Origin of the sequence: Streptomyces katrae, from assembly GCF_000717655.1 — a bacterium.
In the GTDB taxonomy this organism is placed as follows: Bacteria; Actinomycetota; Actinomycetes; order Streptomycetales; family Streptomycetaceae; genus Streptomyces; species Streptomyces katrae_B.
This window is the reverse complement of the sequence record NZ_JNZY01000021.1, coordinates 73,516-97,995: the sequence shown is the minus strand read 5'-3', so window position 1 is coordinate 97,995 and position 24,480 is coordinate 73,516. Positions and strand designations below refer to the sequence as shown.

21 protein-coding genes, 3 pseudogenes and 1 CRISPR repeat array are annotated in these 24,480 nt (G+C 67.6%); of the genes and pseudogenes, 14 read left to right on the top strand and 10 right to left on the bottom strand.

All coding sequences use genetic code 11. From position 1 onward, the window contains the following. The 9 genes and pseudogenes from IF09_RS0124390 to IF09_RS44800 form a co-directional block, all read left to right on the top strand. Positions 1-119 (top strand): S1 RNA-binding domain-containing protein (locus tag IF09_RS0124390; RefSeq protein ID WP_030299127.1); only part of this gene is annotated, 119 nt, incomplete at its 5' end. 523 nt (positions 120-642) lie between these two features. Next, positions 643-1,827, top strand: a complete 1,185-nt coding sequence (locus IF09_RS0124385) for a ParA family protein (RefSeq protein ID WP_030299125.1) — start codon at positions 643-645, stop codon at positions 1,825-1,827. Continuing rightward, complete coding sequence (locus IF09_RS0124380; protein ID WP_051832822.1) at positions 1,824-2,900, top strand: ParB/RepB/Spo0J family partition protein; 1,077 nt, start codon at positions 1,824-1,826, stop codon at positions 2,898-2,900. The genes IF09_RS0124385 and IF09_RS0124380 overlap by 4 nt, the downstream gene beginning before the upstream one ends. A 132-nt stretch (positions 2,901-3,032) precedes the next feature. Continuing rightward, positions 3,033-3,410, top strand: coding sequence for a DUF4265 domain-containing protein (locus tag IF09_RS48510; protein WP_418953071.1), 378 nt, complete (start codon positions 3,033-3,035; stop codon positions 3,408-3,410). 223 nt (positions 3,411-3,633) lie between these two features. Beyond that, a pseudogene (locus IF09_RS48265) lies at positions 3,634-3,788 on the top strand (transposase); the annotation flags it as partial. Between the two features lie 111 nt (positions 3,789-3,899). Next, the gene (locus tag IF09_RS45740; protein ID WP_158710031.1) at positions 3,900-4,226 is read left to right on the top strand and encodes a hypothetical protein; all 327 of its coding nucleotides are present in this window, start codon (positions 3,900-3,902) and stop codon (positions 4,224-4,226) included. A 45-nt stretch (positions 4,227-4,271) separates the two neighbouring features. Then, positions 4,272-4,808 carry a hypothetical protein gene (locus IF09_RS0124365; protein WP_030299120.1) on the top strand — a complete coding sequence of 179 codons (537 nt, stop codon included), beginning with the start codon at positions 4,272-4,274 and terminating at the stop codon, positions 4,806-4,808. Between the two features lie 652 nt (positions 4,809-5,460). Continuing rightward, positions 5,461-5,898 carry an SMI1/KNR4 family protein gene (locus IF09_RS0124360; RefSeq protein ID WP_030299118.1) on the top strand — a complete coding sequence of 146 codons (438 nt, stop codon included), beginning with the start codon at positions 5,461-5,463 and terminating at the stop codon, positions 5,896-5,898. A gap of 440 nt (positions 5,899-6,338) precedes the next feature. After that, positions 6,339-6,626, top strand: a pseudogene (locus tag IF09_RS44800) (IS5/IS1182 family transposase); the annotation flags it as partial. 51 nt (positions 6,627-6,677) lie between these two features. On the opposite strand, the gene IF09_RS0124350 reads toward IF09_RS44800, so the two are convergent. Next, positions 6,678-7,472, bottom strand: coding sequence for a DUF4253 domain-containing protein (locus tag IF09_RS0124350; protein ID WP_030299115.1), 795 nt, complete (start codon positions 7,470-7,472; stop codon positions 6,678-6,680). Positions 7,473-8,678: 1,206 nt separating this feature from the next. On the opposite strand from IF09_RS0124350, the gene IF09_RS0124345 reads away from it, so the two are divergent. Together IF09_RS0124345 and IF09_RS0124340 are read left to right on the top strand one after the other, a co-directional pair. Beyond that, on the top strand, positions 8,679-9,383 hold the full coding sequence (locus tag IF09_RS0124345; RefSeq protein ID WP_030299110.1) for a hypothetical protein: 705 nt from the start codon (positions 8,679-8,681) through the stop codon (positions 9,381-9,383). Positions 9,384-9,446: 63 nt separating this feature from the next. Next, complete coding sequence (locus tag IF09_RS0124340; protein ID WP_234321128.1) at positions 9,447-9,851, top strand: hypothetical protein; 405 nt, start codon at positions 9,447-9,449, stop codon at positions 9,849-9,851. Between the two features lie 356 nt (positions 9,852-10,207). On the opposite strand, the gene IF09_RS0124335 is transcribed toward IF09_RS0124340, so the two are convergent. The 3 genes and pseudogenes from IF09_RS0124335 to IF09_RS0124320 all read right to left on the bottom strand — a co-directional run bounded on the left by IF09_RS0124335 (position 10,208) and on the right by IF09_RS0124320 (position 12,907). Further along, positions 10,208-10,423 (bottom strand): hypothetical protein, encoded by a 216-nt coding sequence (locus tag IF09_RS0124335; RefSeq protein ID WP_030299106.1) that lies wholly within the window; start codon positions 10,421-10,423, stop codon positions 10,208-10,210. Between the two features lie 292 nt (positions 10,424-10,715). Next, positions 10,716-11,252 (bottom strand): annotated as a pseudogene (locus IF09_RS40535) (transposase); the annotation flags it as partial. Positions 11,253-12,529: 1,277 nt separating this feature from the next. Next, positions 12,530-12,907, bottom strand: coding sequence for a DUF6193 family natural product biosynthesis protein (locus IF09_RS0124320; protein ID WP_030299104.1), 378 nt, complete (start codon positions 12,905-12,907; stop codon positions 12,530-12,532). Between the two features lie 328 nt (positions 12,908-13,235). Here IF09_RS0124320 and IF09_RS0124315 point away from each other — a divergent pair, with 328 nt between their 5' ends. Further along, positions 13,236-14,738, top strand: a complete 1,503-nt coding sequence (locus tag IF09_RS0124315) for a S1 RNA-binding domain-containing protein (RefSeq protein WP_030299101.1) — start codon at positions 13,236-13,238, stop codon at positions 14,736-14,738. A gap of 28 nt (positions 14,739-14,766) precedes the next feature. Here IF09_RS0124315 and IF09_RS41915 read toward each other — a convergent pair whose 3' ends face one another. Together IF09_RS41915 and IF09_RS0124305 are read right to left on the bottom strand one after the other, a co-directional pair. After that, positions 14,767-15,738, bottom strand: coding sequence for a hypothetical protein (locus IF09_RS41915; RefSeq protein ID WP_158710030.1), 972 nt, complete (start codon positions 15,736-15,738; stop codon positions 14,767-14,769). Between the two features lie 611 nt (positions 15,739-16,349). Continuing rightward, a CRISPR array of direct repeats spans positions 16,350-16,928; the repeat unit is 29 nt; unit sequence CTGCTCCCCGCGCATGCGGGGATGAACCC. Positions 16,929-17,766: 838 nt separating this feature from the next. Continuing rightward, positions 17,767-18,528: a hypothetical protein gene (locus tag IF09_RS0124305; protein WP_234321127.1), complete on the bottom strand. Its 762-nt coding sequence runs from the start codon at positions 18,526-18,528 to the stop codon at positions 17,767-17,769. Between the two features lie 227 nt (positions 18,529-18,755). Here IF09_RS0124305 and IF09_RS45735 point away from each other — a divergent pair, with 227 nt between their 5' ends. Beyond that, a complete protein-coding gene (locus tag IF09_RS45735; protein ID WP_030299094.1) occupies positions 18,756-19,043 on the top strand; it encodes a hypothetical protein in 288 nt (95 codons plus the stop codon). Positions 19,044-19,406: 363 nt separating this feature from the next. Here the strand turns inward: IF09_RS45735 and IF09_RS0124290 are convergent, their stop codons facing one another. The 3 genes from IF09_RS0124290 to tpg form a co-directional block, all read right to left on the bottom strand. Beyond that, positions 19,407-22,088 carry an NACHT domain-containing protein gene (locus IF09_RS0124290; protein ID WP_030299092.1) on the bottom strand — a complete coding sequence of 894 codons (2,682 nt, stop codon included), beginning with the start codon at positions 22,086-22,088 and terminating at the stop codon, positions 19,407-19,409. A 40-nt stretch (positions 22,089-22,128) separates the two neighbouring features. Then, positions 22,129-22,440 (bottom strand): trypco2 family protein, encoded by a 312-nt coding sequence (locus IF09_RS0124285; RefSeq protein WP_030299091.1) that lies wholly within the window; start codon positions 22,438-22,440, stop codon positions 22,129-22,131. Between the two features lie 392 nt (positions 22,441-22,832). Further along, complete coding sequence (tpg, locus tag IF09_RS0124280) at positions 22,833-23,423, bottom strand: telomere-protecting terminal protein Tpg (protein WP_030299089.1); 591 nt, start codon at positions 23,421-23,423, stop codon at positions 22,833-22,835. Positions 23,424-23,515: 92 nt separating this feature from the next. On the opposite strand from tpg, the gene IF09_RS0124275 reads away from it, so the two are divergent. Further along, positions 23,516-24,046, top strand: coding sequence for a DUF6233 domain-containing protein (locus tag IF09_RS0124275; protein ID WP_030299088.1), 531 nt, complete (start codon positions 23,516-23,518; stop codon positions 24,044-24,046). A gap of 174 nt (positions 24,047-24,220) precedes the next feature. Here IF09_RS0124275 and IF09_RS0124270 read toward each other — a convergent pair whose 3' ends face one another. Further along, positions 24,221-24,403 carry a hypothetical protein gene (locus IF09_RS0124270; RefSeq protein ID WP_030299087.1) on the bottom strand — a complete coding sequence of 61 codons (183 nt, stop codon included), beginning with the start codon at positions 24,401-24,403 and terminating at the stop codon, positions 24,221-24,223. Between the last annotated feature and the right edge of the window lie 77 nt (positions 24,404-24,480).

Below are 24,480 nucleotides of genomic sequence, written 5' to 3'. Positions count from 1 at the left end.
AAGCTCCGGAGGAAGCCGTCCACGTTGGCGACGCAGTCTCGGTCGTCGTCATCGACGTCGACCGGCAGCGGCGCAGGCTGTCCTTGTCCCGACGCCAGGACTCGCCCGACCGCCGCTGAACCCTGCACATGGCTCCACGACGGGAGTTCACCGGGATCAGCGTGACCCTTCGTCCGACTGCGGCGCCTGCCCCTCACCGAGCGGCTGACCGCCGTACGCTCCGGGGACCTGGATGCCGCCCTCGTCCGAGCCCTCCCGCCGCGCCGAAGCTGAACTCCTGCCGGTATGGACTGGCCCGCTGTACGTGCACCAACTTCCAGGAGACCTCACCGCGATCGGGACCAGCCCGCCCTCCTGGACGGTCTTCTACGAAGTGGCCGGCTTGCCCCCGTCCCACTCGCCCATACCGACCCAGGTGCCTGGGCCAGGTTCGGTGAGACTGGCCAACCTTCGCTGAGACGGTCGTGCTCGCAGGCGATGCGCGAAGCCGTGTTGAGGACTGGAGCAGGGGGGTGCTAACGCCGTTAGCACCCCCCTGAGTGCTAACGGCGTTAGCACTCAGGCAGGAACTACCGCCGAAAATCGGCAAAACGAACCTTATGGATCACCGGAATCACGCGTGGCGGCAGTATGCTGCCGTCCATGTCATCTCCGAACCCGGGAGCGGAGCGGGAGAAGCTCGTCTCCAAGCTGCCCGCTCACCTCCAGCAGGCCCTCAAGGTCCGTGCAGCGCAGCTCCAGACCGACATGCAGGACGCCGTCGCCCATGGCATCCAGGCTTGGCGTGACTGCACGGACGAGCTGCCCGTAGTCAACACCGCCGGCGCTGATTCGTTCGGCACCTACCTTCCTGAAGGCCTCTACGAGGACTTCAAGACCGATTGCCGAGAGCGCGGTGTCTCCTACATCCAGGGGCTGGCGCAGTCCGTGGTCCTCTGGCTGGCCGACAACCCCGCCGGCGTTAATCCGAGCACCCGAAGAATCGTCATCTGTAACCAGAAGGGCGGCGTGGGCAAGACCGCCGTATCCGCGGGCCTCGCCCAGGCCTTCGCAGAGGACCCGGCTGCCATCGGGGCGGCAGCCGACGCGGCGATCAGTGGGCTGCGAGTCCTCCTCGTCGACTACGACCCCCAGGGCCACCTCACCCACCAGCTCGGCCTCACCGCCATTCCCGCTGGCGCGGAAAGCCTCATCACGCACATGCTCGACCGTCAGAAGGCCCAGCAGCCGCTACTCGACCTGACGGTTGCCATAAGCGGTGACCGGTTCGGCGGCCGGCTGCGCATTCTGCCCGCCGCGTTCGACGCGTTCCTTCTCGACTCAGGGCTCACTACGTTCCGCGGCCCGCGTGAAGCAACGCTCGAGCGCGCCCTCGCCCCGCTTGAGGAACACTTCGACGTCATCGTGGTGGACTCGCCCCCCAGCCTCGGCCTCGCCATGGACGCAGCCCTCAACTACGCCCGCCAGCGGACCGATGAGAAGCCCGGCTCGTCCGGCCTCGTCATTCCCGTGGAAGCAGAGGACACCTCAGCGCAGGCGTACGGGATGCTCATCCAGCAGATCGATTCCCTCTCGCGGGACTATGACATCGCCATCGAGCAGCTCGGCCTCGTCGTGAACAAATTCGACAGTCGGCGCGGCTACATCGCGACCTCGTCGCTCGACAAGTGGAAGTCGCTGGGTACTCCCCCGGTCTTGGCCGTGGTGCCCGACGTCAAGGAACAGCGTGAGGCCGTCCGCAAGCAGCGCGCGCTGCTGGACTATGCGCCCGACTGTGAGCAGTCCCACCAGATGAGGCAGATCGCCCGGGGAGTGAGGACGGCGTGAGCAAGGCCGACATGCTGGGGGACTCTCCCACTTTCAACGCCGTGGCCCAGCCGATGAGCAGCCGCGCGGCATCCTTCGCACGCTTCGCCGGACAGGACGGAACCCCCGCAGAGCCCGCTGCCGCCGGCCACACCGGGACGCTGCGCGCTGCGCTGGACCAGCTGGCGCACAACCCCTACAACCCGCGTGAGGAACTCAAGTCTGTCGAGGACCTCGCCGACAGCCTCACCTCCCGAGGCGTCATCCAACCCCTGGCGGTCGTCACCCGACAAGCCTTCCTCGCTGCGCACCCCGGCCATGACGACCAGCTGGGCACGGCAGCGTACGTCGTTGTCGATGGCAACCGCCGCCTCGCTGCCGCGAACCTCGCCGGCTTGGACGATGTCCCCGTCCATGTCGACGACTCCCTCGCCCAGGACGCCGACACACTCCTGGAAACAGCCCTGACCGCTGCTGTCCAGCACGAGAACCTCGACCCGCTCGACGAGGCGAAGGCCCTTGAGCGGCTCGTCCATGTTCACGGGTCCCAGCGAGCCGTGGCTCGGGCGCTGGGCAAATCCAGTCCCTGGGTAACCCAGCGCATTGCCCTGCTGAAGCTCACGCCAGAACTCCAGGAAGCGGTCGAAGACCGGAGCCTTCCGGTGGAGATCGCCCGTAACGTCGGGCAGCTCCCCGCGCAGCAACAGCAGAGCGCTGTCGACGAGGCCCTTGCCAAGCGCGCCGAGACCAAACGACGCAAGCGGACCACCCAGGGTGCTAACGCCGTTAGCACCCCGCAGCCCGAGGCCGCACCCGCACCCGCACCCCCACCCGCACCTGTCGTCGGCTCGGCCGCGTCTATCAGCGTCGAACCTGATGGGGCCGATGTCAGCGACGCCGACAATCGCGAGGAGCAGGAGCAGCCCACCGAATCGTCCTCACAGCCCACCCCCCACCTCGTTGACATCCGCTCCCTTCCCCGCGTGCCGTGGCATGACGGCAACGGGGTTGCCGACCTCATCTTCGAGAAGATGGACGAGACACAGCGGGAAGTGCTTCTGGAGCGGCTCCTGGCCGCACACGGCGACGGATAGCCCGCACCAACTTGATCGAGCCCGACCGGCTTACCGGTCGGGCTCGTCACGTTTCGTCGGGGTGCTAACGCCGTTAGCACCCCCCGTGCTCCAGCTTGTCCTGCCGACCCCCTGGGACGCAGCCCTCAGGCAGTGCATCAACGCCTTTCAGTGTTCGGCCTCGGAGGTGAGGTCTTCAGCGAGGAGTTCCCCATGGTGGCCTTCACCGCACCGGCCGACGCGGACTTCGCCGCAATCAAGGCGCTCCTGGTGCAAAGGGGAAGAGCAAGGATGGTGGCACTACGCAGTCGGCGGTGGCACCGACGAGTGGTGGAACGCCTGAGCTCGGGCGAGGTCTCAGGTCTTCGAGACCCACCTTCGATCGCGCGGATGCCTGGACAAGTACCGGTGGACGGTGGCGTAAGCGGCCGTTGTGCCGTGTTCGTCCCGCAGCTTCTCCCAGACCAGTCCCATGGCGGGGACCTGGCCGTCGTTCATCGCAGCGTGATCGTCGAGGATGGGATCGATTAGTGACCAATGCCTTCCTTCGCCGGGCCTTCGATGGCTGGGTGCGTCTTGCGGCTTGACGATGTTGGTGAGGGAAGGGCCTGGCGGACCATGTAACAGCTGACGCGATACTTCCTCGCTAGCTGTCGGAGAGACCGGTTCACCTGCCCCGTGATCCCCGCCGCATGAACACAACGGCGGCAGACACGACGCTCCAGGGACCACATCCGTTGAGCGAGGGGCCTAACCAAACAGGTTGACCCCGGCTCGCGTCCGCCGCGGGTTCCGGAACCTCCAAGCGCGGCTGCCCTCGCCAGCGGCTGTCCTCAAACCCCCCGCCCAGGTCCCGGACGGCCGCCCGGCTCGAAGAACCAACGGCCAGCAACACGCCACGACGTCGGCCTCGAACTTGTCACCGGCCAGCCCACCACAAAACCGGCACCAAAACCCACCGCGGCACCTGAGTCACGACCCAACACCGGGGCTGTCTGCCCCGCCATGTTGGATGGCCCCGTGGCGAGACGACAGAAGGAGAGACGGCCGCCCTTCGGCCTGCCCAAGGGGATCGTTTTGCTGGCGACGCCGGACGGCTGGCGCCACAGCGTCCTCACTGCGGAAGGCAGCATGCTCTGCGGACGCCTCAGCGACGAGTTGCTCGACCCGGAGGCGGCGTTGAGCGCTGCCGGCACGATGGTGACGGACCTCGCACGCGACTTCCATGACACCAAGGTGGAAGTGACCTGGGATCCACGTCAGGAACCCTGGACGTGGACCGGTCAAGTCACCCCTCTCATGGACGACGAGAAGGACCCCAGTCCCGGCGGGAAGCGACAAGCTTAAGAGACTCGGCGCTCAGCCGGTGCGATCAGCGCGTACGGTCCGGAGATGAACATAGTCAGCGGTGTCGTCAGCATCGCGTACTCGCACTTCTACATCGCCGAGTACATCGAGCAGGGGTTCGAGAGTGTCGACGTTGTGCCGGACTTTCATACCGACGAGCCCGTGATCGTCACACCCGGCAAGCTCACCATCGTCAGTTGCGTCCAGGAGCACAGGGCCTGGGTGACTCTCATGCTCGCCGAGGCTCAGCCTGTGCAGCAGGCAGAGCAGTGGCAATCGCTCGGTTCCTGGCCGTACCGGCCGGTCTACAGGGGCCGGATGGGAATCTCCGGCCCCACCACCGGTCCTGCCGTGCCGGCCGCGGACTGGCTTCCGGGGAGCCAGGGGTATGCCCCCACGCTGACACTCCCCCCAACGGCGATCTACACGGTCCACGTCTACGCCAGAGGCCGCAAGGACTCCCGAGCCCGGTACGAAGCCGCAATGACCCGTGAGGAATGGGGACTCCATGAGGGGTTCGAAGACTATGTAGCCATCTTCATCCCGGCCGGAGAGCAGGCCGGCCCTCAGGCCACAGGTTGAACGACAACCTCAGGGGGTGCTAACGGCGTTAGCACCCCCGTGCTCCAGTCGTGCCGTCGATGATGAGGTCGCGAAGGTCGCGAGCGCACCGGTCGATGTCCTTCGCCGACGTAGGCACCGGTTGAGGGGCCGGAACCGCAAGCTCGTACCGCGGGGCGTAGGCCGCGTACGCGGTGAGACGGGGCTCCCCCTTCCCGACTTCCCGACGGCACCTTTCCCGGATCGCCCAGGCGCACGCTCCAGAAGGGGCAGCCCTGGTTCTCCTTGCGGAAGCACAACACACCCTCGAGGTTCTCGTGCACGAAAATGTCTGACGGAGCAGCATCGGAGTCTGATGCTCGAACAACTCCGGACGCCGACCGACGAGCAGGCATGCCTCATGCAGAGCGGTAGGGAGCGACAGAGCTGACTTTCGATCTGCTTGAGCTCCTCCTCGCCGATGCCGTCGCCATCCGTGAGCTGGCCGAGTGCCGGTACGCGGCTGCGGTTGGATGACGCGAAGCGGCTGCTGGGTCACAAGGTCGACATCTCGGTCACTGTCGAGGAGAAATCAGGGCAGTCACCGATCTGACCAGGGACGGCAAGTCGAGGCCGTAGTCACGGCGGACCTTCTGCTCAGGCCGACCCCGGCGGCTCAGGTCAGTTTCTGATCATGTGGAGAGAGACGGCCCTGCAGGCCTTTCCTGGCGTCGGCTTCCGGGAGCCAGCTCATGACTCCGAACTCGCTGAGGCCGAGCGGCGGCTTGGGTGTGAGATTCCTCCAGAGCTGAAGCACATGCTCCTAGAGAGCAACGGGGTGATCGGACAGACCTCGGTGGACACCGTCTGGGCACTCGACCAGATCGTCGAGCAGAACCGTCTCTTCTGGTCCGACCCGTCCTTCGCGCAGTTGTATATGCCGTTCGATGCCCTGTTGTTCTTCGGAGACAACGGAGGCGGTAATCATTTCGCTTTCGTGCAGAGACCGCAGCGTCCCGACATCTTCGTGTGGGAGCACGAGACCGACAGCAGGCGGTGGGTGGCCAGCGACCTGCGGAACTACCTCATGCGCTCCCTTCGCGAAGGTGGCGACGACTGGTATCAGCTGTAGTCCGCTGCCTCAACTCGTGCTCTGTGCTTCGCGGATGCTGTATCTGGTCCAGTGTGAGGCGGCGAACGTTCCAGATGAGGCCGGTCACGTCGACGGCGACCTCAGACGCCGACGCCGTCCGGTCTTGCAGCGTGACGCCGGTAAGTGCGGCTAGGTCGTCGGCGCTGATGCCGAGCACGATGGCGGAGTCGGCCAGGAGATCGGGTGTCAGCTCCGTGCGACTGTGGCCGGTCTGCCCGTACGTTGCCGCAGACCAGTACCGTCCGGTCAGGGGCAGGAATGTCTGCGTTGCCGCCAACCACCCGAGGTTCCGGTTGGTGAGCAAGCGCAAAAGCAGTCCACCAGGACCCGGCAGGTACTGCAGATACGCGCGGTTTGGGACCGGCTGGGTGCGGCGCTCCTGCTGGAGCGACTCCGCGAGCCGACGCAATTGGTCTGAGGCGGACTCCGCCTACGCGGGCCAGCTCGTCGGCTGGGCCCGCGACTTCCTCAACATCACCTTCGGACCGTCTCCCGACCTAAGGCAACGAAAAGGTTCGTCGTCCTTCTCCGGCGCTGGCGCGTGGAGCGAACCATCAGCTGGATCATGAACGCCCGCCGCAACGCGAGAGACTACGAACGCCTGAACCCAGCACAGTGAAGCCCACCTGAACTGATCACTCATCCCCCTCATGACCAGGCGACTCACCCACAAAGCCGCCCGGTGGACCAAGAAGGCCCCAGCAACCGACGGGCCTTGACCGGCCAGACTTCGTCGGCAAGGAACTGCCATGGGCCATTCAGTCCCACCAGAACGTCCAGTGGGTGTTGCCCACCAGAGCTTCCTCTGCGTATACCCGGATGCTCTCGTACCCCTGCCAGATGTTGTCGGGGCAGAACGCGAAGTGCTCCGCGGCGACCGCGAGAGCTTCGTCCAGCGTCTGCGGAGGGGCTGCTACGGACAGGTCCAGCCGCGCGTACGACAGAGCAACCACACGGACTCCGAAGCGGTCCTCCCAGGAACGGAGAACGGCACATAGCCGGGCCACATCGTTTTCATAGTTGACCGGCCCCGACCAGCCGATCGCCGCGGGAAGATCCGCAGCCCGACCCACTGGAACCAACGCCAGCCGAGGGCTCTTGAGTGAGTTCGTGGCCGGATCTGCCGCCGGCCGGCCTGGCGACGCAAGCCCAGGCCAGGTGCCGGTGAACGGGGCTATGGTCTCTCCCGCGTTCTCTTCGTCTTCGTTCTCCTCGGTTTCCGAGGCCGCGGAATCCCAAAAATCTTTGAGAACCTCCTCGACCTGATGGTCGCCGGGGTCCGACATCATGCCGGGATCCAGCTCGCCGTCCCACCACTCCTCGATACCGGATTCGTCCTGGAGAAGTACGGGCTGCAGTCCCACCTCCCGGGCCGGCAGGTAATCGGCCCACGCACCAGGTGCTGCGACCCCGTCGGCCACCCAGAGCAGCGGCTCAGGCCAAGGACCATCGTTGGTCTCGGTCACTAGCGAGCCCGGCGGCAGGCCAAGACCCAGGGTTCCGCCCATGGGGTCGGTCAACAGCACCGTAAGCGGCTGAGAATGTGTCGTCATGACGGTGAAAGTAACGGCCCCCACTGACAGACCTCAGCTGGGCTCACGCTCCAGGTTCAAACCAACCACTAGTCTCAACCGGCAGCTGAGCCGTGCAGTGTGCTTGGGATCAGGTGCTCAGGAGAAGAAAAGCCGTGTGTGGCCCGCAGGAGGGCTTTCAGGAGAAGGAACGTCCCATCACACAGGCAGGCTGGAGATCGGCGGCTAGAGGTGCCGTTCTGTGGGTCGGTTTTCAGCCCGTATGCCGGAAATTCAGGGTTGAGCCGCTGTCGCCCGCTCTCATTCCATCGCGCCTGGCGGGCTTCGTAGATGTGTTCGCGGTCTTCACAATGGGCCTCTCGCCTAGGGTCGGTAGCTCCTCAGCCCTGGCGGGCTTGCGGTGCCCCGCCGGGGTGATGGCGCGGTGTTGGCGACTGCGGGCCGGGCATGCAGTGAAGACCTGAAGCGTGGTTGAGGTCGGTGGGTGGTGCGGCTGGCCACTGGTCGTACTCAGTCGTCGCACCCGCCACTGGGGCTGACTTTCGAGGGCACAGGTAGCAGACCTCCGGGGAAGCAGCAGTCGCGGGTCGTCCCGTTGGAACACAAGTGAGCCGGTGAGCACAAAAAGTACAGCTCCGGTGAAGTGACGGGGAGTCGGCTCGAGCATCAGTGGGGGAGAAGCAGGGCAACCATGTCCTGCGGGACCGTCAGGAGGTGGGATGTGCCTGTCAGGGGCCCAGACAACGACGGGGCCGGTGCTTGCTGATGCCGGTGGGTCAAGTTGCTCTTTTAGTAAGAGGGCGCGGCTACCGAAGGGCCTCTGACCTGCAGGTTTGCCGGAGTGAGTGTGTCCGCCAGGGCACATTTGGACCTCTGAAATGTATACCTGGCGAGCACATTTCAGAGGAAACTCAAGCACCGCTTTACTTTCGTGAGACGTCAACAGGCGCTGGATCGCCGCAGGTCAGAGCGTTGTCCACAGGGGAACGCGGAGCCGTTGGGCACGCGCAGACCCTCTGAGATGTGCTGCCATTGCGACAACCGAAGTCAAGCAGCCGTGTACTTTCGGGGCTTGACCGCAAAATAACTTCACGTACCGTGTACTTTTGGCGCCGCGTTCGAACAGGCCCGGATCAGAAGCAACTTTTGGCGCGTCGACAGCCCGAAAGACAAGCACACGTTGATTTTTTGGATAGTCTCGGACCGCCTGAGTAACAAGGAGGTCCTGTGACATCTGATCCGCCCGCACGTCGCCGACAGCGCGGGCCCCGACCTGTACCCGTCCCCACCGCCGCGGGGAACGAAGCCGAGTACGGAGACATCCTGGCCGTCCTCGGCCAGCAGCTCGGGGAGAAGGTGGCCGATGCCGCCGACCCCAGCGGCCGACGTCGGCTCAAGGGAGTGCACTTCGAGTACGCCGCCGACCCGCGCTCCGTCCACGACATGGCCGGGGGCGCCGGCTACAGCCTGGCCAGCAACTGGTTCACGCAGCTGCTGGCGCAGCTCGCCGTCGCGAACAGCATCACCAAGTCCCAGCTCTGCGTCTTCCTCTTCGTGGCCGGGGGACAGGTGCCGGGGACCGGCATCACCCAGTACACGCAGCAGGAGATCACGGACGGGCTCAACAAGATTGCCGCACAGAAGGGCGGCAAGATGATCACGCGTTCCACGGTCAATCGTGCAGTCCAGGCACTGTGCGACTACAACTGGGTGGAGAAGGCCGGCAACGGCCGGATCCAGATCAACGTGCGGCTGTGGTTCCACGGCAACAGCACGGCCCAGCACGAGGTGCTCGCCGAGATCGCGGACCGACACGACCACGACACCGAGGCGTTCCCGTACGCCGTGGGGCCGGAAGGCGCCCATCAGGAGGAGTTGGACCTCGACTTCGGGACCCAGACCGAAGTTCGCGGAAGGAGACGTACCGGGTGATAGTGCTGCCAGGCCCCTGCACGGGCGACCGTTCTCGAGGAAGGCTGTCCCATGGCTAACGTCATGTCTCCGATCGTTGCGGAGCGCATTTGGGCCCTGCCGCTGTCAGGGTCCGCCGTCAAGTTCCTCCAGTACCTCGTTGCGCGCAGCGACTTCGGGGGAGCGCTGCCGGTACGGCAGAAGGACATGGCGGCCGAGTACGGGGTCACGCCCCAGGCCGTCAGCGGCCTGATGGCGCCTCTGTGCGACTTGAACATCGTGCTCAGGCCGCGCAGCGAGGAGCGCAACGGCAACTCCTACCGGCTCCATCCGCTCGCGGCGAAGTACGAGAGCCCCGAGGTCATGGAGGCGGCGTTCCGCGCGGCCCTGGTCCGTATCCAGGGCGGGGAGCTTCCCAACCTGAAGCTGCCGACGTACCACCAGGCCCCGCCTGCCCCGACGGGCCGCCCGAAGCTCCAGGTCGCCTGACCGGGGTGCGGGAGCCCGTACATGACAGAAGGCCCTCCACCTAGGTGGAGGGCCTTCCGCGCCTGAGTAACTTGGTGCTCCCACTATATCCGCTCAGCCCCGGCCACGGACAGCTGGATTGCGCCGCGCTACCCGACCGTGTCCCGCGCCGTGCGCTGCACGCAGCCCTCAGACCGACGGACGCCTGCATCCGCCACTCCCGGTGTGCTGATCACACCGCCCCGCCTCCACTGAGCCACATGGCGGTCAGGTTCGTCGCAGCCAACTGCGGTGAGGGGTGCTGCCACGCGCTGGCCGACGAGGGGGGTTGAGGAGGAGGGCGTGGTTCAGGTATCCGGCGGTGTTGCGCTCGACGGTCACGGCGATGTCAGAGACACCCAGGAGGTGCTGGCACCGGCTATGGCAAGGGCGATTGTGGCGAGGGCGGCGGCGAGCGTGGTGTCCCAGCGGTGTACGGGCCGTACGGCGGTGGCTTCGGCGGCTGTGGTGGCACGCCCTGTGCCGTTCAGCCACATGGCGGCGGGCAGGACCGTGAGGACGTCCGCCAGGAGGAGTGCGCCGACCTGGCCCACGAGCACGGATATGGGGAGTTCGGCCTTCCCGAAGACAGCCCGCCACGGCCGTCAGCGTGGTACTGGCGGCCAGAACCGACAGGGCGCGTGAGCGGAGCCACGACGTCACTGTGCCGCTCCGGTCGGGGTCGAGGCGCGGAGACTGGTCGCATGTCGTCAGGGCATGGTGGTTTCATTCGTACCAGACGCGGCGTGTCTCGCGGGGCTGCTGCAGCACCTTCTGGGCCAGGGCCGCTTCATCGGGAGTGAATCGCCCCGGCCGGGGTGGGGACTGGCTGGCAATGGACATGACGTCGACCCACACGTAGACGTAGTCCGTGCCGGACAGGTCGCGCTCCTGGAACGCCTGGTGCTCTGCTTGCCACTGGGCGGACAGTGGGGTCACGGTGGCCGGCGACAACCCGGGCGGTGGAGGCACCGGGGAACTGCTCCATCGCCGGGACGATGTCGCCGGTGGACAGACCGTGCAGATAGAGCAGTGGCACCACCTCGGCGATCTTCGGGAACTTCCCAGCCTACGGCGGCAAGATCGCCGACGAGCACCGCTTGCGCTCTCCGGTGTCCGCGTCCACACGTTTGTCGTTGATCGGCGGAGCCCGGACCTCGACCGGTCCAGCGCGGCGGTGGTGACCTTCCTTGGGTGGTAGCCATTGCGCACGACCAGCTGGCGGCCGTTCTCATCCCGCTGATCGGATAGCTCGGCTATGTAGGAGTTGACCTCGGCCTCCAGCGAGGCGGCCCACATCCGGCGTGCGCCCTCCCGGGCGATCTCGTCCAGCAGCGATGCCCCGCCAGGGGTGGTGCCGTCAGTGTTGACTGCGGTGAGCACGGACGTGCCTTCCCGGCCGACGCGCCAAGGTCGGCATTGCCCGGAGACCTATCGATCGATCACCAGGGAAGGTACGTCCTCCCCGGACCGATCCACAGGTTCTGAGCATTGCTCCACTGGGGTGACGTCTGCCTGCCGTCCGCGGCGGTAGGCAGTATCGATATAAGTTGAATGCCGGTTTCGGTGAAAGTGCTCGAGAACGGCACGCCGAGGGCATAGAGTCCCAGGTCAAGAAGCATGCTCCCCGCGCCCGCGGGGATGACCCCCGAAATCGAGCGCTTGTGACGGGACCGCTGAGATGCTCCCCGCGCCCGCGGGGATGACCCCTCCATCCCCTGGCCCTTGTCGTCCTGGTCGGCATGCTCCCCGCGCCCGCGGGGATGACCCCCGGCTGACCGCGGCTGACTTCGACCTGGCGCAATGCTCCCCGCGCCCGCGGGGATGACCCCGCTGCTGTCGAACTCGGCCCGTTTCCCGTGATGCTCCCCGCGCCTGCGGGGAAAGCGGCGACTCTCATGATCCGGTTGGCGGGCCAGGCCAGCGGCCCAGTGGCACGGCCGATTGCGGCAGCAGTAATCGCGTTTCAACCTCCGCGGCCGCCGCGCCGGCCGTTGCCGCCCTCCGTGCCATCGAACACGGTTGCGGGAGCTAGGTGAGATCCTCCATGAATGAACGATCTCGGCGACGCGCACCTGCGCACCTGGACGCTGCACTTTATGGCCCTCCTGGCAGCCGACACCCAGGATCAACTTGCCTGGGCTGGGCAAACGTGAGCTGGAGACGAGGGACGTTGTTGAAGAGGTGGAGCTCCTGTGCCGCGTCTCCGAAGGACTCGCGGCGCGCGGAGTCTTCGAGTCCGAGGATCTGCGCGGTCTTCGGCCCATCGGCCGTCGACTCCGCGAGATCGATGTCACCTGCCGCGTCGGACTCTGGCACAACGCCCTGGCCACGGACTCGGCGTGGAACGATATACGTTCTCTCGCCCGCCGGTTCCTCCTCACGAGACTGGGCGACTGGCGTCAGCCACTGCCACGTCCCGTGCGCCCACACACGGGCGATCACTGAGCCGGCCAGGCCGCCTGTACGACTCTGACGCGGTCGGCGCCGCACACAGCCTGCCAGACCTCGGCAGCCGCCTCTCGGGTCAAAACCCAAGCAGCGCGCGAATCATCGGTGTGCTCTGGCCCTCCCGAAGTCGTGGAACATCTGCTGTCCGTTCTCAGGCTCTGGCTCAGCTTCTGTGGAACCTGCTGTTCTAGGAGGCCGATGCCCGTTTGTCAGCCTCGATCTTCCAAGGCAGCGAGGTCGTGTCGGTTGCCGACGACCGCTCGACCGCAGTTCGGAGGCAGATGGCCGGCCACCATCTCCACAGCCGCCTCAGCCGTGTCGGCCTCACCGACGGACTCCACCCTGGACGGTCCTGCCACGATGAAGCCCCCACCTTGCCGTGGGGCGATATAGGGCACGTCCCACGTGCAGGGATGCTCGGTACACCGACTGAAGTGCAGCTCCCACATACCAACCCAGGGGAAGAGCTGCCGCAGCCGGGGCTCGGCATGGGCAGCGCGCACCACGTCAACGTCCACACGGTCCGAACCGAGGAGCCTTGTCCACTCGGCCTCAATGATCTCTGCCGCAGCACCCGTCGTGTTCATGGGGAGAGAGTGTCAGAGCGTTCATCCACCGGTGCAGCCGGTGACGACTGCCTCGCCTCCGCAGGCGCAGTACCCGCGACTCCACAGAACTTGAGCCAGAGCCCGTTCTCATGAACAAAGCCAGCGGGCGGACGCTCGGGGCGATCAGCGATGTCGTGCTGACAAGCGACCGAGCCAGCCTCCACGCGCCGCAGAAGGATGAGGGCGGTGCGCCTGGCGACGCCCCGGCCGTGCGGCAGGGCCTGCGAAAGCTGGTGGCGCGCGGCCGTCCGCGAGCGACATGATGCGGACATGCACCATCCTTACGCGTTCGTCGGCAGGCAGTGACGTGCTGCCCCACGTTTACCGCATCACCAAGCACGATCCTGCCGATCGCGATCAGCGCGGTCACTACACAGGTACCGAAGAGGTGCACAGCGACCATGGGCCGGTCGAAGGTGCCTATCTGGAGGCTGTTGCCGTCTTCGCGGCGGAGACCGGAATCGACTGCCTTGTCGTACGCGAACCGGAGGTCGCGGCGGGCTTCGTCGGTTTCGGGGCGGAATCGGCTGTCGAGGGTCACGGCCTGGGCGGTCTCTTCCCGCCCGGCCGTGCGGGCTACCACGATGGCGCGCAGGTCTCGCTCGGCGTCGCCCTGGAACTGGTCCGGGCGATGCTGCGCGGCAGTGGCGGCTGGTGCCGTCTGGAAGTGGAGGGCAGGTTCACGATTCACGTCGGATGGGACCAGTACGTCTACGTCGGCAGTAGTGATCCCTGTCCGGTGGCGGTGGCACGTACCCGCGCACTGGGACTGTTCCCCGAGCGTCTGGACGCCTCTCCCTACGAAGCGGAGGTCGATGGGCCGGGGGTACAGCGGCCCGCCGATGACGTCTTCTGGGCCCGCGTGCGCTGGTGCGTCGCGACGCGCCAGGCGGCGCTTCTCGAGGAGAACCACGTGGGCAACGCCGCTCGCTGGCACCGACTCGAGGCCGACTCGCTGGACGCGGTTCGCGCCCGGCTGGCTCCTCGCTCCCGTTTGGCCGTCTGGCCCGACCTTTCCGCCGATGTGGGCGCCGTCCTCGCCGATCTGCCGGAGGAAGGTTTGATCGAGTTCGTCTGGGAGGACGAGGACGGCCGGATCGCGAGCATCGTCGCTGACGAGAGCCAGTTCGCGGAACTGGCGGCGCATGTCTGCGGCGCCCGTGCAGCATCGGCCCTGTCCCTCTGCATCGTCGGAAGGCAACCGCTCATGACGGCCGTCCTGCCCGACGAGGACGGCGTCCTGCGGGCGCGCTGGAGGACCGAGGCGACCTCTGACGACCGCAACTGGGCGTTCCTCACCACCTTGCACCGAGGACAGATCTGCACCGGCACCGTCGTCGCCATGCCCGAGTTCGGCGTCACCTTCGTCGACATCGGTAGCTTCACCGCGATGATCAATCTGCCCGAGGTGTCCTGGCGCCACATCGACCACCCCTCCGACGTACTGACGGTGGGCCAAGAGGTCACCGCTGAGATCCTCGACGTCGACCTCGTCCGGCAGCGGGTGCCGTTGTCGCTCAAGGCGCTGGAGGAAGACCCGTTGTCGGTGCTTGCGCAGCAGGTCGGCCGGATCGTCAGGGGACCGGTCACGCGGCTCACCCCGTCCGGTGCCTTGGTCCGCATCGAGGACCGGGACCACGGCTTGGAGGGACTGCTGCACCGCACCGAACCGGCCGAGATGTCGGTGGACGAGCCCGAGGAGGGAATCCAGGTCGGCGACATCCTTACCGTCGAGATCATCGATGTCGATCCGGGGAACCGTCGCATCAAGCTGTCGCGTGTTCAGGCCCGGTCGGCAGACGCTCAGTAGCTGGCCCCTGCGACATGGAAGGGGCGTGCTACTGGAGGTTCAGGCGGAGCGGGTGCGAGGCGTCCACGGGGCATGTGAAGATGCGCAGTTCACCGAACCGGCCGACATTGAGATCCGGATCACGGCCGCTGTCGACGGTGAGGAACAGACGGGTCGTCGCACCGCAGGCGCAGTCGATCGGGACCAGGTCCGTGAGGTGCCAGCTCGGCCAGCCTCCGGCCTTCCATCCCTCCAGGCAGGCCAGAGTGCGGTGGTACTCGATACCGTGCTGCTCGGCCCAGGCCTCTGCTTCGCCGAAGAGGTCCGCGGGCAGTTCGTCCTGGGCCGGGAGCTCCGTCACCTCGAGCGGATCGAGCAGGCAGGGCCGGGGCACGTACGAGGCCACGGCGTCGACCGGCACGGGAACATCCCGTACGGCGGCAAGCGAAGCGGCCCAACGGTAGTGCACCTCGACGGCGGGTCCCCAGTAGTGCGCCTGCCCCGGCAGTTCGGCATGCTCCTGGGGGCACCACAGAACCTGCAGCACGTCCATGCCCTCCGGCCAATCGGCCACGGGTACGTCCTGCTTGAGGAGCTGCAGGACCCCGATCAGCGGTACGCCGGGGACGCTGGACACCGGCACCCGCCGGATCCGCTCCCACGTGACCTTGTCGAGCCCCTCGGCACCGTCCATGATCCGGGAACGGATTTCGGCTTCCTCCCGAATGGTTTCGTACGCATCATGGGCCTTCCCAGCCCGCCGGGCTCGCCAGTCCCGGTCGATCCGCTGCAAAGTCTCCCGATCCGCATCGGAGAGCCTTTCCCGCACCTCGACCATGTGCGGCCCCTGACACCGGGGCCACTCCTCATCGCCGGGCCACAGCATCGGACCACCGATATGACTGGCATCCGATGATGGCTCACCCGCCTTGGGACGCAGCAGCACGGCCTTGCGGGCGTACGGGGCAAGGGCGGGTATGCCGGCGAGCAGCGCCTCGACGGTCGGATCCACGGCTGTCATACGGACGACGGTAGTAGCTGTTGCCGGCACCCCGTTCGAACCGGGCAGGGCGGGTGGTGTCGCACAACGGCGGGAGCGCCTTGTTCGGCAACCCCCTGGGGCACCGGAATCCACGGCAGGGCCGATTCGGCCTGAGGCGGGTCTGAAGGTTCTCGCCTACCCGCCTCGACAGTACTCGCGATATGGGTTGAATGCCGGTTACGGTGAAAGTGCTCGAGAACGGCTCGTCGACGGCATAGAGTCCCAGGTCAAGAAGCCTGCTCCCCGCGCACGCGGGGATGACCCCATCGGGCTGTTCTCCCTGTCCGTGGCCCAGCGCTGCTCCCCGCGCACGCGGGGATGACCCGTGGACCAACGGCGTCAAGCCTGCCTTTGACGGCTGCTCCCCGCGCACGCGGGGATGACCCCAAGCCGGCCCCGACCACGCAGGCCCCCGCCGACTGCTCCCCGCGCACGCGGGGATGACCCGCGATCACAGCCGTGTCAGCCCCCGCCGCGACTGCTCCCCACCCGGATTGGAAGCCTCCCGAGGGTCTGAACCCGCGATCGCCGGATTCCGCGAAAGTGCTCGAGAGCGGCGCGTTGGCCCCATAGAGTCCCTGGTCACAAAGACTGCTCCCCGCACATGCGGGGATGAACCCCGGGACGAGATGCAGTTCCGCATGGACCAGGTCTGCGCGCCGCGCATGCGGGGATGAACCCCCGGAGCGCTACGGCGTCCGGGACGGCGACTGCTGCTCCCCGCGCATGCGGGGATGAACCCGCCATTCTGTGGGGTAACAGCGGCTCCACATCCTGCTCCCCGCGCATGCGGGGATGAACCCGTCCAGACCATCGTGTCGGACTTCGGCACGCTCTGCTCCCCGCGCATGCGGGGATGAACCCACCCGCGGCAACCGGCCGATCGACCCGAAGACCTGCTCCCCGCGCATGCGGGGATGAACCCCGGTACACGATCGCGCAGGGCGAGGTCGACGACTGCTCCCCGCGCACGCGGGGATGAACCCGCTGCCCGGAAGCTGCGCGCAAAGACTGGTCGCTGCTCCCCGCGCATGCGGGGATGAACCCACCGCCGTCAGCACCGTGTTGGGTTGGACGGCCTGCTCCCCGCGCATGCTGGGATGAACCCAACCGGCCCATCCGGCGCGGCCGCGCGCCCGGCTGCTCCCCGCGCATGCGGGGATGAACCCGTCTGTCGTCCGCGGCGTACGCGGCGATGTCTGCTTCCCGCGCTGCGGGGATGACCCCGACGGCCGGCCGGGTGGCATCGTCGGCATCGACTGCTCCGCGCGCATGCGGGGATGAGCCCCGAATGTCGAGGCCGCCCTCCAGGAAGCGCGGCGGGTGGTGTCTGCGCGGGCGGCCCGGATGAAGTCGCCCTCGCCGGCGCCGATGTCGTCCGGCCGCATCCACGCCGACTCGGTCCGGACACTCGCTCCCGCCGAAGGGCACCGCCGGCGGAAGCCCCCGACGCCACTGCTCCGCCCGCTGCCGCCAACGCGCCCATCTGCGACGCACCATCGGCGCCCCCGACCTGCGGATACTGCGGGATCGAACTGCCCAGGACCCCGGGGAAGAGCACGCCGTCCTGGTGTTCCCCACGCTGCCGCCGGATGGCGCACCGCCAAGGAGTCGAGCGGCCCCCCGAGCCACCGGCCCCGACCGCCTCCCCGGCGAAACTCTGCACGAAGTGCGGCGAGATCATCCACTGCATCTCCATGAGCCGCCGCGGCCCGGCCGACTACTGCCAGCGATGCCGAGACCAGGACTACCTCCAGCGCCAGCAGAACCCCGCCCAACCCCTCGCCGGCCACAGCGTCCCCACAGGCCCGACATGCGGCTTCTGTCGCACCTCCATGCAGCCGGCCTCAGCAGCCCGACGGTGGTGCTCGCACGCCTGCCGACAGGCCGCCTACCGAGCACGGAAACTCGGTGAGCTCCCGGCGACAGCTCTCTCCCGTCAGAACCGAGCGACCTGAGGCACCAGCGCCCGGTTCGACGAAGAAGCCTGCGTTTCGCTGGACCTGCTCAGTGTGTGGCGGACCATTCGGCACTGACCTGATCCGCTACGGAGAAGCCGGTTTCGCAGTCCGGACACGTCGCATCGCCGAAGACGTAGGTCATCGCGCTGGCGACGTCTTGGTGCCCGTCGGCGAGGGCGATGTCGTGGAGCCGGCGGCCGATGCCATCCATGGCTGCGGGGCTGGCGGGACGCAGGGGCGTCGTCTCAACGTCATCCTCCGACAGCGCGTAGTCACCGCTCGTGGAGAAGAATCCGCGCTCGCCGATGACGATGAACAGGTTGGCTTGGCAGCCAGGACAGGAGACCTCGTACTCCTCGTGCACGAGGCCCCAGGCGAGGTCTTCGCCCCAGCTCACGACGCCTTCGAAGCTCAGCATGGATTCCAGGAGATAGGCGTACTCGTTCCGATCGGACGATGTCCGGAGGTGTTCGTTTACCACTACCAGCAGGGTCTCGACCTCCGCAGCGTGCTGGGCGCGGACGTCGCCGGCCCCGTGCGGCTGGTCAGAGCCCGCCAAGATCGCACCCGCCAGGTTCAAGGCGCTGACCGCCTGCTCCCGGTCATCGCGGCCGGCTACGTCGGCCAGCCATGGCAAGGCCGCGAAGCTGGCCGAGTAGACACTGCCTTGATGGCAGAGCGCCGACCACAGATCGTTCCAACGCTCGGGGCTCGGCTCCGAAGCGATCTGATCCAGCAGCACCGGTATGTCTTCCGCCGAGCCGTAGGCATGGCTGAGTTGCGCCCAATCCGTCATGCCGGAATCCAAGCACGTCGGTCCTATCCGCCGCGACTCCGGCCCTCGGACAGGGAATGCTCCTGACCTGCACGGTTAAGGTTCGATTTCCCGAAACCGGTAGTCATCACGCTTCGATGGCAAACGAGCAAGATCCGATGGCAGAGGACAACTGAAACGGACATAGTGGACGTATTCGAGGCGGCGTGGCGCATTCCGGGTGGCCGTGACGGCCGGTGTCACGCGCACGCTCCGTCAGCGTGACACCGGCTGGTGCCCGGTCAGAGGGCCTCGGGGCGGGCGCGGGTGAGGAAGGTGGCGAGTGCGTCGACGGCTTCGGGCTCGGTTGCGGCGAGCCGGGTCGCGAACGCCAGCTCGCCGGCGCTGGCGCCGGGGACCAGGTGGAGGAGTTCGCCGAGCAGTGCGACGTGGGCGAGGACCGGCGGGGTCAGGAGGCTGTCGACGGCTTTGTGGGCGGCCGGGTCGCGGTAGTGCCCGAGGTGCCCAGGGCGTGGGCGAGCCAGGCGTCGACGTCCGCCTGGACGTAGCCGCCCGCGCGGCGGGCGTACGGCTTCGTCGCTCGGCTGGCTCGGCCTGGTCCAGGGTGCCGAGGTCGCGTAGCACTTGGAGGTGGTTGGCGCGGGCTGCGATCCGGACGGCTTCGCGCAGCTCGGCCTCCCGGGCGGCCGCCGCCGCGGCGTCGGCGGTGAGCTCGGCCTGGACGACGTCGTCGACGTCCGGGTCGTAGACGGTGCCCGGCCCGGCGGCAGCGAGCAGCTGGGCGATGCGCGCCCCGTCGGCGAGCAGCTGGGCGAGGCGTTCCCACTCCGCGTTGTTGTAGAAGCGGCTGGCTTTGCGCTCGTAGCGGGGGCTCAGGCGCCAGCAGCCGGGACAGCCAGGACATCGTCCGCTCAATGACCCAACGGCGGCGCTGGGCCAGCGGCGCGGGGGTCGCCGAGTTCTGCCAGGATCTCGGCGGCCTGCGCGCGGTAGCGCCTTTCCAGGGTGGTGTCGTGAGCCAGACCATGAAGGAGGTCGGCGGCACGTGGGTCGCCGAGTTCCGCCAGAGACCCAGCGGCGTCCACGCGGCCGCCCCAGTTCAGGGTGGTGTCGTGGGCAAAGGCGTAGAGAGGGTCAGCGGCGCGGGGGTCGCCGAATTCGGCCAGGGCCTCGGCGGCCTGCATACGGTCGTCGCTCTCCAGGGTGGTGTCGTGAGCCAGACCATGAAGGAGGTCGGCGGCACGCGGGTCGCCGAGTTCCGCCAGAGACTCAGCGGCGTCCACGCGGTCGTCGCCCTCCAGGAGAGTGTTTTGGGCGAGGCGATACAGGCGGTTCGCGGTGAAGCGGATGGTCTCGTCCGGGAGAGCGGTACCCAGGTTGGCGAGCTCGATGATGAAGTCGCAGCCTTCGAGTCCGGAGCGGGCCAGACGGCTGAGGTACCGGCGGCCTGCGGTGAGGCCGCTGTGGTGTGCGGCGTCGAGGAGGAACCCGACGTAGGAGGGATTCTCACGCGGGGGCATCCAGTACCTACTCCCCCATATTCGCGGCGCGATGCCGAGTCCGCGGTCGGAGGGCCAGTATCTGTATGGCTCGTGAAAGACACGGCGGAGGACTTGGGCTCCGGTGCGCCGGTTGTTCATGAGGTGGCGGGCGGCGAGGTGTTCCTGAATGGTCTGGTGGAGGAAGACGAGGTCGCCGGCTTGGGCGATAAGCTGGCCGCTGCCGCGCAGAGCAGTGCTGAGGAACGCGTTCCAGTCGTCGGCGGGTACCCGGTCCGGCCGCTTGGCACTGGGGTGGGACTGCACGATGTCCACGGCGGGCCGGCTGTTTCCGGCCTGTTGACGTTCGGCTGCGAGATGGCCGGTGATGTCCTCGAGCTGGTCCAGGATGATCTCGGCCTGTGCGGAGGCGGCGGGTCCGTAGCGGTCCACACCTGCGAGCAGGCGGGAGGGGCTGCCTGACGCGTCGGCGGTGTAGTGGCGTTTGTGCAGCAATGTGGTGAAGCTGTCGTAGATGCCCGCGCGTCCGGCGGGCAGGGGCTGCTCGGGGGCGGCGGCGTGGAGCTGGCAGAGCATCGCGGCCATAAGCGGTACCCGGGCGAGCGCCAAAAGGCGGCTGCGGTCCAGTGCCAGGACGAAGCCCTCGGCGGCAGCGTCAGGGTCCGGCAGGCCTGCGGCCCGGAACCAGCCGCTGGCAACCTGCGGCAGGTCGTCGTCGCTGAAGGGCTGAAGGTAGTAACGAGGCACGTCGGCGCCGAGCGTGTCCAGTGTGCCGTCCGGCAAGGGGCGGGTGGCGATCACGAACCGGTACAGGTCCTTGTCGTCGCCGTCGGAGACGCTGGCGATCCTCGTCAGGACTCGGTAACGCGCCGCCGGGTCGGTGACCTCGTCCAACCCGTCGATGAGTACCAGCCAGCGCATGCCCGGCTGTGGGGCGGCAGCGAAAAGCTCCGGAGGGATGCCGTCGCGCAGACCGTGGTGGGTGAGAGCGGCTGTCACGGCTTTTGCCAGTGCGCGCTGCAGGGGCAGTTCAGCGGTCAGGGCGGCGGCGGGAACCAGGATCGGGAGGGCCGCTCCGCCGGAGCCGTTGAGAAAGCGTGCGGCGCCCTCGGCCATACGGGTGCGCAGCAGGCTGGACTTGCCGCCCCCCGGCCCGGCCACAACCACACAGGTCGGCGGGTCGGCTAGGACAACGTCGGCTCCCGTTGCCCTCGCGGTGACGGCGGCATGGGCTTCGCGGTCGCTGTCGGCAGCGTCGTTATCCAGTCGGCGGACTTCCTGACGCAGGTAGACCGTGGCCAGCGGGGGCGCGGCGCCAGGCAGGACACCGGCATAGGGGTGCTCGCTGGCGGCGCGGTGCGCAGCGGCCAGATAGTCCGCCAGATGCCGGGCTGCCGGACTGGCGTGTTCCAGCCGCAGGCCGACCCCATGCGCGGCCAGGGTTTCACGGAAGCCCGGCAGCTCGGCCAGGGCCGTCATGGGGACCGCTCCCAGCACACTGGCGTCCTGCGCGACAGGGCGATCGGTGGCCAGTACCCCGACGAGCAGGGACCCGCAGAACACCGCCGTGCCCGAACTGCCCGCCCAGCCCGACTCGCCGGCGAGGCGGCGGGGCACGACACCCTCGTCGACGTGCACGGTCAGCATTCCCGATCTGCGCGCGTGCAGGGCGTCCACGTGGCCGCGCACCGGCATGGTGTCGCGTCGGCTGCCGGGACGTGCCTCTGCGTCGGGGAAGCCCAATCCCATGCAGGGGACCTTGTCCTGGCCGGTGATCCGCCCGAAGCGGACCGCCCCGGCCGATGGGCACGCCCGGTCCGGGCCGTCGATCACCAGCAACGCAGCATCATGGTTCGGTGCGGCATCCAGGTCTACCGGCTCGTGCGGCCAACACCACGCCGCTGCCAGCCACCCGGTGCGCTGCGGGACTTCCAGAGGCCGGACCTCGACCCGCCCGCCCGGCGCCACGTCCTGCACCACGTGGTAGGACGTCAGCACCAGACGGGCGGTCAGTAGATACCCCGTACCTACCCGCCCGGTGCCCGCCTGCCCGGCGCCGGGAGCCCATACCTCAACGACCCGGGCCTGATCCATCCCTACCCCTTACGGTCAGTGAGCCCGACGGCTGCGTCGCTCACAAGGGCCGCTGTGCGGCCTGGGCGTGGATGCGCGCGTCCACGCCCGCATCATCGACCGGCTGCAGCGTGAGCTTGATCCGGTGAACCATGCCGGAGCCGGCCGTACCACGGGCCTCCGCCGACCACGGCAGCACGAACACCTTCGCCGTGGCCCCGGCCTCCTTGCGGACCTCGACGCTGAACTCCAGCTCCACCGGCCCCGCACGGAACGCCAATGCCTTGCCGGCACCCTCCTCCATGGCCTGCTGCAACTGAGCACGGATCGCACCGACCGCCTCACCCAGCTCCGCCCACGGCTCCGACACCATCAACCACCCCTCAACCTCATTGATAACGCTGCGGAGTTCACCGTAGGGCAACCGCCACACGCAAGGAGGCCGCAACCGCCAGTTTGCCCACCCGCCGGAAACCGGCGGCCGCGTTACGCGAGGTTCTGGTACTGGCCCGGGCGCTGGTCCCGCGGCTAGCAAGGCGGCGGCGCAGCCGCCGTCCGTGCCAGGACGCGGTCAGCTCACTCAGCGGAACGTGGCAGCTCGGATGAGACCGGGTGCGAATCCGCCAGCTGGACTGCGACAGGACATGAACGGTGACCGCCACCACCACGCGCCGAGGATCTTGGTGACAACAAGCCTGCCTTGGTGACAGCTATCGTGCTTCGGCTCACGAATACGGTTTATAGCAGCCCCGGAATTCGGTCGTGTCAGAACCGGAATTCTATGGACACAACGTGTGTGAAATCCGCACGCAGGCCCTTGGCTCGGGTGCCCCATTCCGTGAAATAGGACTCGGTGATGGCCTCGGCGACGAGCGGATGGAGGTCCTCCTCCGTCGCTCCGGCTGCCTGCAGCTCCAGGATCTGCTTGGCGTAGGTGGGTGAGATGTCCGTGGTGATGGAGCGCTCGCGGCCGTCGTCCGAGCTGCCCTTGCCGACGAATCCGAAGTACGCCGTGACGTCCACCATCATGCCGCTGGTGGTGGACGCCTGTTCGCGGACCTGGGCCCTGACCTGCGGTTGCCACTCGGATTCGGTCTCCTCCACCAGGGCGGCCTGGAGCCTCTTCTGCGGGGTCGTCAGGGTCCCGGCGCGGTAGCGCTCCACCGTGCGGCGGGAGACGCCCAGACGCTCCGCCAGGGTCCTGGTCGAGCCCTTCGCCCGCGTGAGGAGGAATTTGATCTGGGCCTTTGCGGATTTCGGCGCGGGCCGGGTGAAGACCTTCCGCTCCGCCCGCGCGAGGGCCGCCAGGACCGTGCCGCGGCCCGGGGCCGGCTGCTGTGCGTCATTGATCGTCATAACCGCAGGGTGTGGGACCGGGCCTGTGGACAGAGTCCGCGTTCGTGCAGGTCAGTGCGGGTTCTGTCGGGGTCGGCGCCTACGGTGGAGGCATGACGTCGTCCTCCGCCCCCTCCGAGCCGGTTCCGGTCCCTATCCGGGTTCTGCTGCCTGGGGACCAGGACGTCGTCGGACGCCTGTGGTCCAAGCGCCAGGTCCGCGACGGCTGGCTGTACGAGGTGGGCCTGCCCGCGTACCGGAACGGTCCCGGGGACACGGTGGAGCCGGCCGAGTACCGGGTCTGGGTGCGCGCGCCGCAGCACGTACGGCCCCTGGACGGCGTCTCGTACGACGACGTGCCCGTCGAGTACCTGGAGCAGCCGTCGGTCGTGGAGCGGGAGCTGGGGCCGCGCCGCCCGTCTGGCTGGGTGCTGGCGAAGGCCGGCGGCCGCGGGCCCGGCCGGGGCACCGTCCATGCCGTCGATTGCGCGGAGGCGCCAGCCGGGGCGCCGGTGCTTACCCTGGAGCACGCCCTGGACGTGGCGCAGCACCCGGGGACGAGGCTGTGTTCGCTGTGCGGAGCTGCGGCCGAACTCGACCCGGTCCTCAAGGGCTTCGACCGTGGCTTCGACGGCGAGGACTGAAGCCCGAGCGGGCCGCGCACAACGGCGTAGGGCGGCAGGCGGTCCCCGTCTAGTCTTCGATCAGTTCCTTGAACTGCGGGCACCCGACGGCGTGCCACTCCCTTTCCGTGTCAAGTTCCGGCGTGTTGCCGGAGTGTGGAGGCAGCGTAAGCGTGCGCCTACTAAGTCCTGCAATCAGCTCTCACCATGTTCTGGATCCGAGTCGTGGACCATCGAACCTTCGAGGTCAAGGTCCTCGTTGTTCAGGCTCTCGGCTCCCAGGCGTCGGAGCATCGCGTCGAGTCGTTCCTGCCCCTGCTTGAGAGTGACGCGGAGCTTTTGGGCGACGGTGGCAGTCAGGTCCGTGGCAGGCGACATGGCCGCCAGTTTGCCGTCCGCAGTCTGCTGCCCAAGCCGTGCAGGCCGCCTGGGTCTCAGCAGGCCTCTCCGGAGCT